This window comes from Hyphomonas sp. TMED31 (assembly GCF_002172815.1).
Classification (GTDB): Bacteria; Pseudomonadota; Alphaproteobacteria; order Caulobacterales; family Hyphomonadaceae; genus Hyphomonas; species Hyphomonas atlantica.
The window spans coordinates 45,864-62,388 of the sequence record NZ_NHCK01000019.1; the positions used below are offsets into that span (position 1 = coordinate 45,864).

15 protein-coding genes are annotated in these 16,525 nt (G+C 60.6%); 4 read left to right on the forward strand and 11 right to left on the reverse strand.

The features are described from left to right. Positions 1–8: 8 nt before the first annotated feature. From CBB91_RS03365 to argH, 3 genes are all read right to left on the reverse strand, one after another. Positions 9–2,759 (reverse strand): DUF4175 family protein, encoded by a 2,751-nt coding sequence (locus tag CBB91_RS03365; RefSeq protein ID WP_273012051.1) that lies wholly within the window; start codon positions 2,757–2,759, stop codon positions 9–11. Continuing rightward, positions 2,738–4,012 carry a diaminopimelate decarboxylase gene (gene lysA, locus CBB91_RS03370; RefSeq protein ID WP_273012054.1) on the reverse strand — a complete coding sequence of 425 codons (1,275 nt, stop codon included), beginning with the start codon at positions 4,010–4,012 and terminating at the stop codon, positions 2,738–2,740. Before lysA ends, CBB91_RS03365 begins: the two co-directional genes overlap by 22 nt. A gap of 514 nt (positions 4,013–4,526) precedes the next feature. Next, on the reverse strand, positions 4,527–5,930 hold the full coding sequence (gene argH, locus CBB91_RS03375) for an argininosuccinate lyase (RefSeq protein ID WP_345906718.1): 1,404 nt from the start codon (positions 5,928–5,930) through the stop codon (positions 4,527–4,529). A gap of 33 nt (positions 5,931–5,963) precedes the next feature. Here argH and CBB91_RS03380 point away from each other — a divergent pair, with 33 nt between their 5' ends. Next, positions 5,964–6,548 carry a TlpA disulfide reductase family protein gene (locus CBB91_RS03380; protein ID WP_273012058.1) on the forward strand — a complete coding sequence of 195 codons (585 nt, stop codon included), beginning with the start codon at positions 5,964–5,966 and terminating at the stop codon, positions 6,546–6,548. A gap of 807 nt (positions 6,549–7,355) precedes the next feature. Here the strand turns inward: CBB91_RS03380 and CBB91_RS03385 are convergent. Beyond that, positions 7,356–7,844 (reverse strand): thermonuclease family protein, encoded by a 489-nt coding sequence (locus CBB91_RS03385; RefSeq protein ID WP_273012060.1) that lies wholly within the window; start codon positions 7,842–7,844, stop codon positions 7,356–7,358. Positions 7,845–8,009: 165 nt separating this feature from the next. Beyond that, positions 8,010–8,228 carry a 50S ribosomal protein L31 gene (gene rpmE, locus CBB91_RS03390; protein WP_027838126.1) on the reverse strand — a complete coding sequence of 73 codons (219 nt, stop codon included), beginning with the start codon at positions 8,226–8,228 and terminating at the stop codon, positions 8,010–8,012. Between the two features lie 159 nt (positions 8,229–8,387). Here rpmE and CBB91_RS03395 point away from each other — a divergent pair, with 159 nt between their 5' ends. Further along, entirely contained in the window at positions 8,388–10,220 is a 1,833-nt protein-coding gene (locus CBB91_RS03395; RefSeq protein ID WP_273012063.1) for an ABC transporter transmembrane domain-containing protein, read from the forward strand. A 5-nt stretch (positions 10,221–10,225) separates the two neighbouring features. On the opposite strand, the gene CBB91_RS03400 is transcribed toward CBB91_RS03395, so the two are convergent. Beyond that, positions 10,226–10,384, reverse strand: a complete 159-nt coding sequence (locus tag CBB91_RS03400; RefSeq protein WP_164473909.1) for a hypothetical protein — start codon at positions 10,382–10,384, stop codon at positions 10,226–10,228. Positions 10,385–10,547: 163 nt separating this feature from the next. On the opposite strand from CBB91_RS03400, the gene CBB91_RS03405 reads away from it, so the two are divergent. Next, positions 10,548–11,207, forward strand: coding sequence for a hypothetical protein (locus tag CBB91_RS03405; RefSeq protein ID WP_273012065.1), 660 nt, complete (start codon positions 10,548–10,550; stop codon positions 11,205–11,207). Positions 11,208–11,217: 10 nt separating this feature from the next. Here the strand turns inward: CBB91_RS03405 and CBB91_RS03410 are convergent, their stop codons facing one another. The 3 genes from CBB91_RS03410 to efp all read right to left on the reverse strand — a co-directional run bounded on the left by CBB91_RS03410 (position 11,218) and on the right by efp (position 14,203). Then, the gene (locus tag CBB91_RS03410) at positions 11,218–12,711 is read right to left on the reverse strand and encodes an NAD(P)/FAD-dependent oxidoreductase (protein ID WP_273012067.1); all 1,494 of its coding nucleotides are present in this window, start codon (positions 12,709–12,711) and stop codon (positions 11,218–11,220) included. Positions 12,712–12,809: 98 nt separating this feature from the next. Next, complete coding sequence (locus CBB91_RS03415; protein WP_035547722.1) at positions 12,810–13,628, reverse strand: inositol monophosphatase family protein; 819 nt, start codon at positions 13,626–13,628, stop codon at positions 12,810–12,812. 8 nt (positions 13,629–13,636) lie between these two features. Next, positions 13,637–14,203: an elongation factor P gene (gene efp, locus CBB91_RS03420; RefSeq protein WP_272983425.1), complete on the reverse strand. Its 567-nt coding sequence runs from the start codon at positions 14,201–14,203 to the stop codon at positions 13,637–13,639. Positions 14,204–14,394: 191 nt separating this feature from the next. On the opposite strand from efp, the gene CBB91_RS03425 reads away from it, so the two are divergent. Next, positions 14,395–14,721: a DUF4282 domain-containing protein gene (locus CBB91_RS03425; protein WP_162175933.1), complete on the forward strand. Its 327-nt coding sequence runs from the start codon at positions 14,395–14,397 to the stop codon at positions 14,719–14,721. Here the strand turns inward: CBB91_RS03425 and thiE are convergent. Then, positions 14,718–15,398: a thiamine phosphate synthase gene (gene thiE / locus CBB91_RS03430; protein ID WP_035547713.1), complete on the reverse strand. Its 681-nt coding sequence runs from the start codon at positions 15,396–15,398 to the stop codon at positions 14,718–14,720. The two genes, CBB91_RS03425 and thiE, sit on opposite strands and share 4 nt — an antisense overlap. 117 nt (positions 15,399–15,515) lie before the next feature. Beyond that, the gene (locus CBB91_RS03435; RefSeq protein WP_273012070.1) at positions 15,516–16,409 is read right to left on the reverse strand and encodes a fructose bisphosphate aldolase; all 894 of its coding nucleotides are present in this window, start codon (positions 16,407–16,409) and stop codon (positions 15,516–15,518) included. Between the last annotated feature and the right edge of the window lie 116 nt (positions 16,410–16,525).

Consider the following 16,525-nt stretch of genomic DNA (forward strand, 5'->3'; position numbering starts at 1 on the left):
CGGGCGCTCTAGAACCGATCCAGCAAGCGTCGCAGATATTCGCGCTCTTCGGGATCGTCGGACTGATTGTAGCGCTCACGCAGCTCTTCTAGAATGTCCTTGGCGCGTTGGCGTTCGGTCGCATCCGGAACATTGACTTCTTCGCCATTATTGCCGGGTCCGCCGGTCGCACGGCCGAACGGGTCGCTTTGCTGAGAGTCCTGTCCGCGGCGTTCCCGTTCCAGCGCATCGAGACTNGCNGCCATGTCCCGCGCGATCTCCGACAGCGTGTTAGTGGCCCTTTCCTGNTTGCGCGCGGCACTGCGCTCATCGCCGCGTTCAAGCGCGTTTTCCGCCAATCTCTGGGCGCGTCGAATGTCTTCCAGCGCTTCGGGGTCCACGAGGCCGGCGAGGGCATCTTCGCCGCTGCCGGTTTCCCCGAGGCCGTGCTCGCGGGCGAATTCTTCAACCATACGACCAAGGCGGGCTTGCCGCTCAGCAAGAGTTTCGGATTGTCCGGGGCCTGACCCTTCGCCTTCATTGCCTTCGGCAAATTCGCCGCCACCCGATCCCGGGCGTTCGCCATTCTCATTCCCGCCGCCTTGTGGGGCTTCCGTCTGGCCGCTCTGACCTTCGCCACCACCAGCTTGTCCTGTGTCCTGACCTTGTTGGGATCCAGACTGCTGGCCTGGCTGTTGCCCGCCCTGTTCCTGGCCGGATTGCCCGGGTCGTTCGCCGCGCTCCTGGGCGAGTGTATCGTCGCTTAGTTGGCGCTGCTCCCGCAGGATTTCGGACAGGCGACGCATGGCATCTGTCAGCTCCTGCTCTTCCTGGGGCAGGTCGTCTTCTTCTCCATCTGCCTGTTGTCCCGGCATGCCGGGCATTCCTCCGGAGCCGGATTGACCGCGTTGGAATTCCAGATTCTGCAGCATGTTTGTGATGTCAGACAGAAGCTGGCGCGCCTGATCCGTTGCGCCTGTCTCTGTCAAATCCTGAAGCGCATTCAGCATGTCTTCGAAATCCTGACCGCCAAGGTTCGGCCCGCTGGCCATGGCTTCCTGATCGGATTGCATCTGCGGCTGCTCGTCTCCATTGGCGATGGCTTCCGCCATCTTCGCAGCGAGGTATTCGTTCGCCGCATCCCGGAAGGCTTCCATGCGCTGCTTGATTTCATCCTCAGACGCCCCGTCTCGCAAGGCTTGCTCAAGTGCGCGCCGCGCTGCTTCCAGTCGGCGCAGGGCATCGGCGGCGCTGCCATACTCTGACTTGAGGGCTAGCGCCCAGAGCAGGGGGTCAACTTGCTCGGCTTCTTCCTTCGTGCCCGCAGCCTGCAGAATACCCTTCGCAGTGCGGAATGTGAGGTAGACACCCTGGTCTGGAATGTAGCGTTCGCCTTTGTAGGTCATCGCATCCAGCATCAGCGCAGCCTTCTGGATATCTGGCGGGGCCGTGTCCAGACGGTTTGCAGCGGTCACATTGAGCGCATCCTGCTGCAGCGCGGTCTCGTTTCGTGACAATTCTTCATAGTCTCTCGGTTCTCTCAGAACCGTGACACGGACTTCCTGAGCCACGCGGGCGATAGGATCGAGGAACAGTTTTTCAGGCAACGTGAAATCCAGCGGCTCGCTGAGCCCGGTCTGGCCCGCGCCGTCTGTCGCGACCAATTGCATCTCTACAGGCAGCCCCGCCCAGCGATGCCGCGTCAGGTCCAGTTGGGTGATGTCTTCTGCCGAAGTCGGTGCCACTCCGGGCAGCGGAACGGGCATGTAATCTGCTTCGTCAGGCGCAGCGGGATTCGGTGTTTGCAAGCTGATCTTGAGTTCGAGGGAATCCACGCCATAGTCATCCGTGACCGACCAGGCGATCTCCGTTCGATCCAGCCGTCCCCGTTCGGGCGCCTTCACAAAGGTTGCAATCGGGGCGTCATCTGGTGACGTCAGCAGGCGCCAGGCCGCGCGTTCCCCCCACCAGCGGACCGACAGGCGGGTATCTTCCATGATTCGTGCACGCGCTTCGAACGCCCCATCCGGTGTGGGCGCGAATGTCTGCTTGAGCGTCTTCTCGCCCTTCAGGATGAGTTTCGGCGCGCTGTGTGCATCCGTGCGGAGGGTGACTTCAGACCCCTCCGGTACACGCACATTCTGCAGGCCGGGTGTCAGGAAGATCGGGGCCCGCCCGGTATGGTCGGGCGGAGTAATCCACGCTTCGACCACCATATTGTCCGCGCCAACAAGGGCGCCATAGTCCGGAAAGAGAGCCCTTTGCAGGCGGGATGCTGCATCATTGCCTGCCAGAACTGTCAGAAGGATCAGAGCTGCGGGCAGGGCGGCGCGCATCCAGTAAGGATCGAGCCGTCCCCACTCACGCGCCAGTGACGGCAAGCGCAGGCGGGATACTTCTTCCAGCAGTCTCGCGCGATGTTTCTGCCAAAGCCCCTGGGAGTCACGATGCGTCGCTGCGGGTCGATCCGTCAGCGAAGAGACAGGTCGCAGGTCGGATTGCCGGTCCAGAACACGCGCGGCATCTTCCCGGCTGACCGGTGTGAAACGGCGCCCGCCCTGCAGGATGAAGAATACCGATCCGACGAGGAAGATAAGTGTAGCGATCGCCGCAAGCGAGGCCGTCATCCGGTCGATGAGGCCCGCCAGCGCGATCGCCAGAAAAATCGCGGCAAAAGTCAGGAAAGGCCAGAAGGCCTTGAAAAAGGCATAGACCGTCAGCTTCCGCCGTGTCGCGGAAACCTTGGCATTGAGTGCCTTCATGCCTTTTGCGTCAGCCAATCGGGAACCTTTTCAAGGGCGATCATTTCTTCAAATTCCGGACGGCGGCGAACCACATCAAAGGATGACCCGTTCACCAGAACTTCCGGAACCAGCGGCCTTGCATTGTAGGTCGAAGACAGCACAGCGCCATAGGCACCTGCAGACATGAACGCGATCCGCTGGCCGGGGCGGAGCGCTGTCAGTTCACGCGCCTTGGCAAACTTGTCCGTCGACTCGCANATCGGCCCGACCACATCATAGGTCTTGCGCTCTGCACCCGCGCCAGCTTGCTTGATGGGCAGGATGTCGTGATGCGCATCGTACAGCGCCGGGCGCATCAGATCGTTCATGCCGGCATCGATGATCAGGAAATCCGTCTCAGGTGCNGCNTTCTCATAGAGAACCGTGCTCAGCATCACCCCGGCATTGCCCGTGATCACACGGCCCGGCTCCAGNATGACCTGAACGCCAAGGTCCTGCGTCACGTCCGCGATCATGGCGGCATAGTCGGATGGGGGCGCCGGGGCGTCGTCTTCCTTGTAAGGAATCCCAAGGCCACCCCCCAGATCGATACGGCTGATTTCGTGCCCCGCGTCTCGCAGACGCTTGGTCAGGCCGACAACTTTCTCGAATGCGGCGCGCATCGGGACGAGNTCACCAATCTGGCTGCCGATATGCACGTCCACACCGACTACCTTGATACCGGGCAAGGTTGCCGCCTCGGCGTAGAGGTCTTCGGCGTCGCTCCANGGCACACCGAACTTGTCGCCCTTCTTGCCGGTCGAAATATTAGGGTGGCCTCCCGCGGCAACGTCTGGATTGACCCGGATGGCAACAGGCGCGTCTGTGCCCANCATNGTGGCAACTTCNGACAGGCGGCGCAGTTCTGCGGCGCTTTCGACATTGAACTGGTGAATCCCGGCTTGTAGCGCCAGACGCATCTCTTCGGCGGTCTTGCCAACACCTGAAAACACGATCCGATCCGCCGGAATGCCAGCACGCATCGCGCGCTGCAGCTCGCCGCCGCTGACGACATCCGCGCCGCACCCTTCCTGCGCCAGAGTCGAGAGGACGCCCAGATTGCCGTTCGACTTTACCGAATAGGCGATCAGGCAGTCCTGTCCTTCAAAGGCGGAGGCAATCACGCGTGCGTGGCGGACCAGGGTTGCAGATGAATAGACATAACAGGGCGTACCGACTTCNTCGGCGATCTGCTCAAGGTTCACACCTTCGCAGTGAAGGCAGCCATCCTGATAGGTAAAGTGATGCATAAATTATTCGATCTCACCGAGNGCGCCATTGTCGATAGGCGTTGTGGGTTTGGCATCCGGGACGATACCGCCCCATTGGTTGACGACCGGTCCTTCCGGTTCTGCTGTGTCGAGGGCCGTTGCCACNGTTACNGGTTCAACAGGCTCAGCCGGGGCAACAGCTTCCACGACCAGGGTTTCCGGTTGGCTCTGGCAGGCAGCGGCGAGGCACATGGCNACCAGACCGGCGCCCCAGCGCGCGGTCTTTACAGGTTTGGAAAACGTCATGGAAAACTCCTTACGCGCCGCCGAGCAATTCATCGTCAGCGTCCGGGGCTGCGTCTTCGTCTTCCCGGTCTGGCAGGTCAGGAAGATTGGTNTGGTTCTGGTTTGGCAATTCTGCAGGCTCCAGGTCTCCGCTCGGCTCGCCCCAGAGCGGATCGGGACGCTTCAGGTCTCCGGTCAGCCCACAGGCGGCCAGATTGGCAGACGCCAGAACGGCGGCGNCAAATAGAAGAGGGCGTTTCATCAATGACTACTCCAGTCGAAGTCTCTGTTTCCACTGTGCCACTTGTTCGGCGACGCGAACAGGGCTTGTAGCGCCATAAGATGTCCGAGATGAGGCAGACGCCTCAACGGTCAGCACGCCGAAGACGGCATCAGTAATTCCACCATGCACGGCCTGCATCTCTGCCAGAGACAAATCGGCCAGATCGCAGCCCTTTTCCTCTGCTTTCGCNACGAGCGTTCCGGTGACGTGATGGGCATCCCGGAAGGGNAGGCCAAGCTCCCGCACCAGCCAGTCTGCCAGATCGGTGGCTGTGGAGAATCCCTTGGCGGCAGCGGCGCGCATATTCTCGGGCTTGAAGCCGATCGTATCGATCATGCCGGTCATCGCCTGAATGCAGAGATTGTAGGTGTCAAAGGCTTCGAAGGTCAGACGCTTGTCGTCCTGAAGGTCNTTTGCATAGGCCAGCGGCAGCGCTTTCACTGCGCCNTGCAGCGCCGCGTAGAGCCCGGTGATCAGGCTGGCCTTCGCGCGGATCAGTTCGGCGGCATCCGGGTTGCGCTTCTGCGGCATGATGGAGGAGCCGGTCGACCACGCGTCCGTCAGCTGGGCAAAGCCGAATTGCGCACTCGTCCAGAGCACGATCTCTTCTGCCAGGCGCGAAAGGTGGGTCGCCGCGATGGAGAGGGCTGCGAGCGCNTCCAGCGCGAAATCACGGGCCGAAACCGCGTCCAGCGAATTTGCCATTGGGCGTGCAAAGCCGAGCGCATCGGCGGTCATGTCACGATCAATCGGGAAGCCTGTACCCGCGAGCGCNGCGGATCCAAGCGGGCACTCATTCAGGCGCTCCGCACAATCCAGCAGGCGGGAGCGGTCACGTTCCAGCATTTCGACATAGGCCAGCAAATGATGGCCCAGCGTGACAGGCTGCGCGGTCTGAAGGTGGGTGAAGCCCGGCATGATCGTTTCAGTGTGCTCACCCGCACGCTTCACCAGTGCANCCTGCAGGCCAGCCACGAGCAGACTCGCTTCGTCCAGCGCGCCGCGTGTCCACAGGCGAAAGTCCGTGACGACCTGATCATTGCGCGAGCGCGCNGTGTGAAGTCGACCGGCTGGCTCCCCGATCAGTTCCTTGAGGCGCGCTTCCACGTTCATGTGGATNTCTTCGAGCTCTCGGCGGAAGGGGAAGGTTCCGGCTTTCAGCTCTTCAGTGATCGCATCGAGCCCGCCCTGAATGGCTTCATTGTCCTCAGCCGAAATAATGCCCATTTCGGCCAGCATGTCAGCGTGTGCCCGGCTGCCTGCAATATCTTCGGATGCCATCCGCCGATCAATATCCAGGGAGGCGTTGATGTCTTCCATGATGTCGGATGGGGTCGCGGCAAAGCGTCCGCCCCACATTGTCTGGCCTTTGCCTGTCGTCACTGCCATATCCTTCGAACTTGAATTGGAGACCCGTGCCCCATGACCCGTCTGGCCTATATCGCCCTCTTCTTGGTGGGCCTGATCGCAATTGTCTATGCGCTGATGAGCGCAGGGAGCGGAAAAGCTCCAGATAACCGGCTGGAAGCCTTCGCGCGAGGGGAAATCGAGAAGCTGGACTTCTCAAAGGCCGGAACGCCCGCCGCCTCGTCGCCCTTCTACCGGCAAGACGGCACTCCGGTAACCCTGCAGGCCTATCAGGGCAAGGTCGTGCTGGTGAATTTCTGGGCCACCTGGTGCGCACCCTGCGAAAAGGAGATGCCCTCGTTGGGCGCATTGCAGACAGCGCGTGGCGGCGACCGGTTTGAAGTCGTGGCGATCAGTGTCGATTCCGAGGAGGACCGGGACTATGCCGCGCAGAGGCTCGGGGAACTGGGCGCGAGCAACATCACCTTCCACATTGCGACGCCGGANCAGTATGAAATNGTCTATGATAGCGGCGCTCAGGGATTCCCNACGACGATCCTGTACGATGAAGCTGGTCTCGAGATTGCCCGGCTGGCTGGCGATGCCGACTGGAGTTCGATAGANGCGGTCGGGTTTATTGATGCCCTTCTAAAGGATTGAGGCCGCAAGGCGCGCGCGNGCGACCTGCGTGCCGATGGCAGGCTCCGGCGCAACGGCGTCGGCGTCTACCGGGCCTTCATCAGGCCACATCCGCACCAATATCTCCAGTTCCAGCAGGAGATCATCTCCGTCTTCGATCTGGCGGGCGATGTCACGGGCGATGACCGCGTAGCCATATGACGCCTGATAGGCGAGGGGGCGCTCAATGGCGGCGTCCAACACGCCAGCGGCGTAGGAGTCAGAGCACTGTTCCAGCAGGAACAGGATCTGATCCAGCGGCCTTGTGCCGGTTTCAGCGATCACGTCCAGAATGTGGGCTTCCGCTTCTGACGGATCAGCGCTTGTTTCAGTTNCGCCTGTGGGGTCTGTCGGAAAATCGTCAAACGCTGCGGGTTCAAACCCAAATGCTTCAAAACCGGCGCGTTCTGTCGCCGAGCCATCAGTCGTCAGGCGGCCGAAATGCGATGTGGCAGCTTCGCGGTCGCCAGCACGATATAGCGCGGCCCCGGCTGCAACGTGACCTGACAAGACGAGAACACGCTTTTCCGCCGGCAACACACGAATGCCGGCAGGCGTCCTGATTTCATCCAGACCAAGCGGGCGATCCGTGACGACGGGCGCCTTCGTCTCTGCACTCGGCATTTTCTGGGTCTGCGGGGGNGGGGGATCCAGCGCGTCGCACGCCGCAAGTCCGGACAGGATCAGCGGCGCAATCGCCAGGCGCAAATTGAACATCGGCATCAATTCCTCATGGCTTCCTGGGCAAGCCTAGGCAGTGTTCACTCNAGGGGCAAGCTGAGCGAAGNCTTACGGGCTCANCGGGGCGGTATTGGATGCGGGACGCCGGGGCGCACACCAGTCCGGCTTTGGGGCACCGCCATCATAATCCCAAACCTGGTGCGTGCCTTCGGCCACCAAGCGTGCAGCGAGGTCTTCGCCATTGATGCTGAGATCGACCACCTGCCGCTTGTACCGGTCCGGCCCGTAGTCACGCGTCACCTTGATATCCGCGTCGCGCGTCAGTTCGAGCACTTTCTCCTTGGCGATATAGCCAAGTTCACGCTCGGACTCGCACTCTGCGCCGCCAATCTGTTTCAGGCTTCGGGTTTCTGGTGCGTCCACGCCATGCAGGCGGAATTTGGTGCCGTCCGGAAGGCGCCCGGAATCACCATCTGACCAATAGACCAGGCCGTCCTGATCAATCGTGGCCTGTGCTGCCAGGGCAACCGCTCCGGCCAGTCCGGCGAGAATCGTCACGGAATACAAGAGGGATTTGACCTGACCGCCGCGCAGCATGCTTTGTGCCTCCTTGGAATTGGAGGGCACGCTCGCTTGGACGGGTTAAGTGGTGGTTAATCCGTCGGTCCTGCCGCGACATTCAGATATGGTGGGATCAACAGAAAAACCCCGGCCAAAAGGCCGGGGCTTTCCACTGTACGCATCATGCGAAGCGAAGGACGCTTACATGAAGCCTTTGAACTTGTCTTTGAAGCGCGACACGCGGCCACCGCGGTCCAGCATCTTGCCGTCGCCGCCGGTCCATGCCGGGTGCGATTTGGAGTCGATATCCAGAACAAGGCGGTCGCCTTCGCTGCCATAGGTGGAGCGTGTCTGGTATTCGGTGCCATCGGTCATCACCACGGTGATGAAGTGATAGTCGGGATGACCTTCTTTTTTCATGGCCTTCGCCTCTCTTGAACTCTAATGACAACCGCGCTCTGCCGTGTTCGGGTGCGCGGGCTTGTCTCAGCCTGTTTTCGAAGTGGCGCGTGTAACTGAAACAGGACGCCTCTGCAAGTGGTTGCTGGCAGGGAATCTGAAAGGAACTATAGACACCCCATGGCCGATACTGACAGCTCTCTTGTAGACGATCGTCGTGCAACGCAGCCGGAGGGTGGCGAGGCCNTCNATCGTCCCAAGGCGAAGTCCCTGAAGCCGCTCGCNTTGCTGCTGCCCTANGTGGCGCGTCACTGGGTGACGGTCACGGTTGCGCTGATCTTCCTGGTCGCGGCTGCGGCTGTCAGCCTTGCCATTCCCTTGCTTCTGGGCAGCGCTGCTGATGCCGGTAGTGCGGCGCANGGAAATGCCGANGAATTGCTGTCGCTGGTCGACCGCGCATTTCTCTGGGTGGCGCTGGCGGCAATCCTGTCTGGCGTGCTTGGCGCTGTCCGGTTTTATTTCGTCTCGCGTTTCGGCGAGCGGATCGCCGCTGACCTGCGCAAGGATCTCTACGCCCACCTTCTGAAGCTGTCCCCGCGCTATCATTCCCAGATGCGGTCGGGGGAGGCGGTCTCACGCCTGACGGCAGACATTACCCTGATAGAGACATTTCTCGGGTCATCGGCCTCTCTGGCGACACGCACCCTGCTGACGACAATCGGCGCACTGACCATGATGCTGGTCGTGAACTGGAAACTGGGGCTGACCCTTCTGGCCATGCTGCCGATTGCGGTGCTGCCCGTGATGGCGATTGGCCGCGTCATTCGAACCATGTCCAACCGGGCACAGTCGCGGCTGGCAGATGCAGGGGCAGAGGCCGCCGAAGCGCTTGATGCCATCGAATTGGTGCAGGCCTATAACCGGGAAGAGAGCCGCCTTGGCGCTTTCACCGAAGCGGTCGAAGCAACGTTCGAGGCCGCGATGCGGCGGATCGGGGCGCGCTCCATCATGATCGTGCTGGTGTCGGTGCTGTTGTTTGGCGGCTTTGTAGGTGTGTTGTGGCTTGGTGCGCGCGCCGTTGCGACGGGGGAGATGAGCTTTGGCGATCTCGCCTCCATGGTGTTGTACGCGCTTTATGCCGGTTCAGGCTTCGGAATGCTGGCGGAAGTCTATGGCGAGGTGATGCGCGCTGCGGGTGCGGCGGACCGCGCGGCAGAGGTTCTGAACGCCGAGCCTGAGATCACTGCGCCAGAGCATCCGGTGGCCCTGCCTGCGACGGTGACTGGCGCGTTGGAGTTTGATGACGTCACCTTCCGCTATGGGGATGAGACCGTATCGGCGCTGGAGCATTTCTCGCTGTCTGTGAAACCCGGCGAGTTTGTTGCCCTGGTCGGCCCCAGTGGTGCGGGCAAGACAACCGTCTTCCGTCTCGCGCTTCGCCTGTTCGATGTTCAGTCAGGCCGAATTGTTCTGGACGGCGTGTCCGCGATGCAGGCGGATCCGCGCGACTGGCGACAGCAATTTGCCTATGCCCCGCAGGAGTCTGCCTTGTTCACAGGTACGGCGGCGCAGAATATCGGCTTCGGGACCGATAATCCCGACGAGGCGCTGCTGGAAAATGCCGCGCGCATGGCGGAAGCGTTCGAGTTCCTCGCCGAGAAGGATGGCCTCGCGACAGATCTCGGCCAGAAGGGGCGGAGCCTGTCTGGTGGTCAGCGCCAGCGGGTTGCCCTCGCGCGCGCGCTCGTGCGTGACGCGCCGGTCCTGTTGCTGGACGAGGCGACCTCCGCGCTCGATTCCGAAAGTGAGGCAGCGGTGCGCCGCGCGATCTCCAATGCCGCTGAGGGCCGGACGACGCTCGTCATTGCGCACCGCCTGTCGACCGTGCGCCGGGCGGACCGGATCATCGTGATGGAGCATGGCCGCATCGTGGAAGAGGGCAATCATGACCAACTCGTCGCCAAAGGGGGGCTCTATGCCCGCCTCGCCGAGTTGCAATTTGCAGAAGGCTGATCCGCTTATTTCTTGCGGAGTTTCTTGACCTTGCCGTCAATCGTGAACGCAAAGGCAAGCGACAGGACAAGGGGCACCCAGATCGGCAGCTCCCCGAGGCCCGGCGTTTCCAATGCCTCTGCCAGATGATCGTCTACACACCACCACAATAGCCAAAGCCACATAGTTCCAGTTCCTTCATCAAGCCCCTACGCGGCGGATGATATCGGCTGGCCATGACGTGTCCATTGAAAGATGGAGCAATCTGCGCCACCCTCGAAAGGTATATCAATGAGGGCGCCTCTCATTGGCTGCTGCTTCTCTGGACGGGATTTGGGGTGAAACCGCATGATACATTGGCTGCTCGTGGCTCACATTATCGTGGTGGGATATTGGCTGGGCTCAGAATTGGTCATCAATTCCTCTTTCCGGTTCGCCACCCGAGACGTTGCTTCTCCGCTCGAGGCGCGAGACCGGATGCTGCAGCATGTGATGAATACGGATCAGCACGTCCGGTTTGCGCTGGTGCTTCAGGCCTCCCTCGGAACCATTCTTCTGGCCGCGTATGGCTGGGTCCCCGGCGGCCAGACATTGATGATCGTCGCCGCTGTGCTTGGCGTGTTCTGGCTTGGCTTCGTCGAATACATTCACCGCGTGCGGCACTCGGCAGTAGGGGCCCGGCTCGCTGCACTCGACCGTGGATCGCGCTATGTGCTGATGGGCGTTCTGCTGCTGATGTCGATCGGTGTGATCGGAGGGGATTGGCCAATTCCACTTTGGCTTCGATTCAAGTTCGCGGCGTTCGCCGGTGTGATCGCGACTGGCGTTCTGGTGCGGCTACAGCTTATCCGTTTCTTCCGGGTCTGGGGCGAAATGAAAACGGATGGCGTGACCGACGCGCGCAATGCGCGCGTCCGCGCTCTGGAAAATCAGGCAAGCTTCCTGATCGTCATGATATGGGTATTCATCGCCATCATCGTGGCCTTGAGCCTGTTCAAGCCTGTTTGATTGGCCTGCCTCATTCGGCGGCCTGCAAGGCTGGCGGAACGTCCGCTTCTTCTGCGGGGGTAAAGCTCAGCACGCCATCATCAAGTTTCCCGAATCGCAGATTCATCAGGTCAGCGCTGTAGCTCTGATTCAACTTCCAGGGCTTCTCCGTATGCTGGCGAGGGAACTGGTCCATGACGCGCTGGAAATAGCCTGACGAGAAATCCACGAACGGCTCTGTCTGGTTTGGATAATGATCCAGCTTCGGCATCGCCGAGCCATACCCGTGCTGGTCCATGTAATTCAGCAGGCGACAGACATATTCAGACGTCAGATCGGCTTTCAGCGTCCATGAGGCGTTCGTGTAGCCGAACGTACACGCCAGGTTCGGCATGTTGGACAGCATGACGCCCTTATAGTTCAGCATGCGACCGGGATCGCGCTTTTCGCCATCGATGGAGACTTCGACCCCGTTCAGGAATTGCAGCTGAAGCCCTGTTGCGGTCACCACGATGTCCGCGTCCAGTTCCTTGCCGGATTTCAGTTTGATTCCCGTCTTGGTGAACGTCTCGATATGGTCAGTTTCGACGCTGGCCTTGCCGGATTTCAGCGCATTGAACAGGTCTGAATCCGGCACAAGGCAAAGCCGCTGCTCCCACGGATTGTAGGCGGGATTGAAATGCGTCTCGACCGGATAATCGGGGCCAAGTTCTTCCTTCACCATGCCGACCAGGCGGTCCCGNGCCTTGTCCGGATTTGCGCGNGTCTGCCTGAAAAAGAATTGCTGCAACAGGACATTCCGCCAGCGGATGAAGGAATAAGCCCAGCTATCGGGCAGAATCTTGCGCAGGAAGTTTGCGAACTTGTCCACGGCCGGGCGCGACACGACGTAGGTGGGCGAGCGCTGCAGCATGGTGACGTGCGCTGCCTTGTCGGTCATCGCGGGCACCAGCGTCATCGCCGTTGCGCCGGAGCCGATGATCACGACTTTCTTGCCGGAATAGTCCAGATCCTCCGGCCAGTGCTGGGGATGGATGAACTGGCCTTCATAGGTGGCTTCCCCCGGGAAGTCCGGACGATATCCCTCATCATAGCGATAATAGCCGCCGCACATGAACAGGAACCGGCAGGTCGTGACGTCCCGCGCGCCAAGGTCATCCTCATGCGTCACATGCCAGAGTTGCTCTTCGCTCGACCAGTTCGCGGCCACGATCTTCGTATTGAAACGAATGTGGGGTGTGATGCCGTATTCATCGGCCGTGTCTTCAACATATTTCCGGATGGACGGGCCGTCTGCGATCGCCTTGGCTTCGGTCCAGGGTTTGAAATTGTACCCCAGCGTGTGCATGTCACTGTCCGAACGGATGCCCGGATAACGGAACAGGTCCCAGGTTCCGCCAATTGCGTTGCGCTGCTCGAAGATCTGATAGCCCAGGCCGGGGCATTTCTTTCCCAGATGAACCGCTGCGCCAATGCCGGAGAGACCGGCCCCGATGATCAGAACGTCCGTATCGGAGTGTGTCATGACTGTTTCCTGCCCGTTTTTCAGCCCATAAGGCCAAAAAATGACGCAGGTGTCACGGAGTTTCTGACCCTTGCGGGGGGCGACCCTACGGAAGGGGCCTAGTCTGCCTTGCGGGCAAATGCAGCGGCGTGGCGCAATTGCTTTTCGATCAGCGGGTGCAGGTCTTCATTCGCTGCGAGCAGGGATCCGGTCTGCATCACATCACCGCCATCAATCTCTGTGATCGTGCCGCCAGCTTCCCGAACCAGCACGATTCCGGCTGCAATGTCCCAGGGCTGCAGGCCGCGTTCCCAGAAACCATCGAACCGGCCAGCGGCAACATAGGCCAGGTCCAGCGCCGCCGACCCATAGCGACGAATACCGGCGCAGGCTGGGGTCATGGCCAGCATCTCGCGGGCGAAATGCGTGTGTTTCTCTTCGGCCTTGCCATGCCAGGGCGTGCCGGTGGCAACGACCGCTTCATGCAGCTTGGTCCGAGCGGCAACGCGCAGCTTGCGGTTCTCCAGCCAGGCACCGCGACCGGTTTCGGCCCAGAAGATCTCATTCTTGGCGACATCATAGACGACGCCTGTCAGCAGCTTGCCCTCACGTTCCAGCGCGATGGAAACGGCATAGTGCGGTTGCCCGTGCAGGAAGTTCAGCGTGCCGTCGAGCGGGTCAACGATGAATTTGTTGGACTTGTCCGTGCCCTCGACAATGCCCCGTTCTTCCATGACGAAGCCATAGCCTGGCCGCGCCTTGGTGAGGGAATTGTAGATGATCTCTTCGGCGCGATGATCTGCGTTCGAGACGAAATCAGCCGGGCCCTTCTTTGAGACCTGCAGGTTTTCGACTTCGCCGAAATCACGCGCGAGGGAGCGACCCGCTGCGCGAGCGGCTGCGATCATTACGGTGCCGACGGGGGAGGGCTTGGACATGTCTGACCTTAGTCTGCGCGGCGGAGATAAGTGGAATCGGCGGTCTGGACGACGATTTTCTCGCCGGTGCCGACAAAGGGCGGAACCATGATGCGGACACCGCCGGTGCAGCTGGCTGGCTTGAAGCTGTTTGCAGCAGTCTGGCCNTTCACGACCGGCTCGGTTTCCTCGACTTCGAGGATGACCTGCTCGGGCAGGGACACGCCAATCGGCTTCTCGCCATAGAACTCGATCTCGACAACCATGCCGTCCTGCAGGAAAGCGCCCTGATCACCGATGAAATCCCGCGGGATCATGATCTGCTCGAAATTCTCCTGATCCATGAAGGTGAAGGAGTCATCGTCTGCGAACAGGAATTGGTGGTCTTTCTGCTCCAGGCGGACCTTCTCGACGGTCTCGGATGAGCGGAAGCGAACATTGGATTTGGAGCCGTTCAACAGGTTGCGCAGCTCGACCTGATTGAATGCGCCGCCCTTGCCTGGCTTGACTGAAGCCGTCTTCAGGGCGCGCCAGACGCTGCCGTCATGCTCGATGACGTTGCCCGGCTTGATTTCGTTGCCATTGATCTTGACCATGGGAGGCGTGTCCTTTTGAAGGTTTGGCGGGGGCGTAAGCCCTAGGCTGGAAACGGTCAAGCCGGGGTGTGTTAATGCGCCTGCCAAGCNGGCTGGGCAACAAATCCGGCCCTCCTTGCCCCGACCTCTATTCACAGATGGCTGCAATCGTGAGCAGAATGCCATTTCCACTGGAATATGGGGGACACAAAATGATTCAACGCCTGCTTACTTTTGACAAGCTGATCGGCACGACGCTGATCAAGATACTCTACTATATCGGCCTCGTGGGGATTGGGCTTTACGCCATCATCATGCTTTTGACGGGGCTCGGTGTCATGGTCAGCCAGAGCTTCCTCGGCGGCATAGGTATCGTCATCGCGGCGATCATCGGTGGCGCGATCAGCCTGCTGTTCTGGCGCTTCATGTGCGAGCTCTACATGCTGTTCTTCCGCATCAGCGACGATGTCCGCGAACTCAAGGAAATGAAGTCCGGCCCGACGCCGCCTGCGGCAAGCCCGGCTTCGTCAGACTTCTAGTTTGCGGATGGATCCAGTCGATCCAGCAATGCATTGAACTCTGCCACCGCGGCCGGAGCACCGGCCGGGTGGTTCCACACGCCGGAGGACACGGCGAGGAAGTCTGCGCCGGCCATGACAAGCGGCTCGGCGTTCTCGACGGTAATTCCGCCAATCGCGACGCAGGGCACTTCCATGCTTTCCTGCCAGATCTCCAGCAGGTCTGGCGACGCCTCCACCGTGTCATCTTTCGTGCCGGTGGCGAAGAACGCGCCAAACGCGACATAGTCCGCGCCGGCTTCGCTGGCCTGCATGGCCGCGTGGCGGGAATTCTTGGCGGTGGCGCCGACGATCATATCCTTGCCGACGATCTCCCGCGCCGTTTGCACCGGCACATCGTCCAGGCCGACATGCACGCCGTCCGCGCCTAGTTCCACGGCGAGCTGAGGGCTGTCATTGATCAGTACGGCAGCGCCATAGGCCTGTGCCATAGCCGTCACGGCAGCGCTGACCTCGCGGGTCGCGGCTTCGTCGATTTCTCCGGCCTCGGTCTTCAGGCGAAGCTGAAGACAGGCCACATCGCCCGCCGAGAGGGCAGTTTCCAGCAGGGCGGCAAAGCCATCCACATCCTCAATGCGGGGAGGGGTGATCAGGTAAAGCCGCGTACGCGGGCGGACATAGTCTTCAGGTGTGCTCATGGCGCGCGCTATAGCGCAGCGGACAATCTGCTGAAAGTCCTCAGACTCGGTGATGTGGCGGCCAAATGAAAAAGGCGGCCCCGCAGAGCCGCCTTCTCATCAAGCTGTCTGCAGCGATCAGCCCGCTGCGGAGGCTGCGCAGATATTGTCGATTGTGGCGGCCAGCGTCGTGTTGAAATCCTCGTCGCTCTGCTGGGCCGAGAGGCCTTCGGTCAGGGCGCGGGAGAAGCTGGCGATCATGCCGGTGTTCTGGGAAAGCTTGTCACATGCGTCGGTGCGGGAATACCCACCGGACAGGGCAACAACGCGCATCACNCGCGGATGCTCGACCAGTGATTTGTANTGGTTCGCCTTGGTCGGCAGGGACAGTTTCAGCATCACCTGCTTGTCTTCACCGAGCGCGTCGAGCTGTTTGGTGATCTCTGCCAGAAGGATGTCTTCGGCTTCAGCCTTGTCAGAGATGGTGATCGTGACTTCCGGCTCGATGATCGGCATCAGGCCGTGGCCCAGGATCTGGCGGCCCACGTCAAATTGCTGCGCAACGATGGCGGCAATGCCTTCCGGGTTGGCTGCATGGATGACGGAGCGCATCTTGGTGCCGAAGATGCCCTTTGAGACAGCGCGCTCCAGCAGGCTGTCGAGGTCTGGCATCGGCTTCATCAGTTGAACGCCATTNGCCTCGTCGGCGAGGCCCTTGTCGACCTTCAGGAAGGGGACNACCTGNTGNTCGTTCCAGAGATATTCAGCGGTCGGCGTTCCGTCGACTTCACCATCCATCGTGCGTTCGAAGAGGATCGCGCCGATGACTTTCTCTCCATTGAAAGCAGGCGCCTTGATGATGCGGGCGCGCATGTCATGGATCAGCGAGAACATCTCTTCATCATTGGAATAGGCGTCTTCGTTGACACCATACAGNCGCAGCGCCTTNGGCGTGGAACCGCCGGATTGGTCGAGTGCTGCGATGAAGCCATTTTTCTCGGCAATCTGCCGGGCCATTTGTGGATTGGTCATAGGAATAACGGGGCGTCCCTTGCATGCGTGAAGTTTGCAAACTTTGCATTCAAGTACCGTGCCTGTCAGACGGGTCAACAGGGCTACCTATCTGGAAAATCCCGCACGGCAGATCG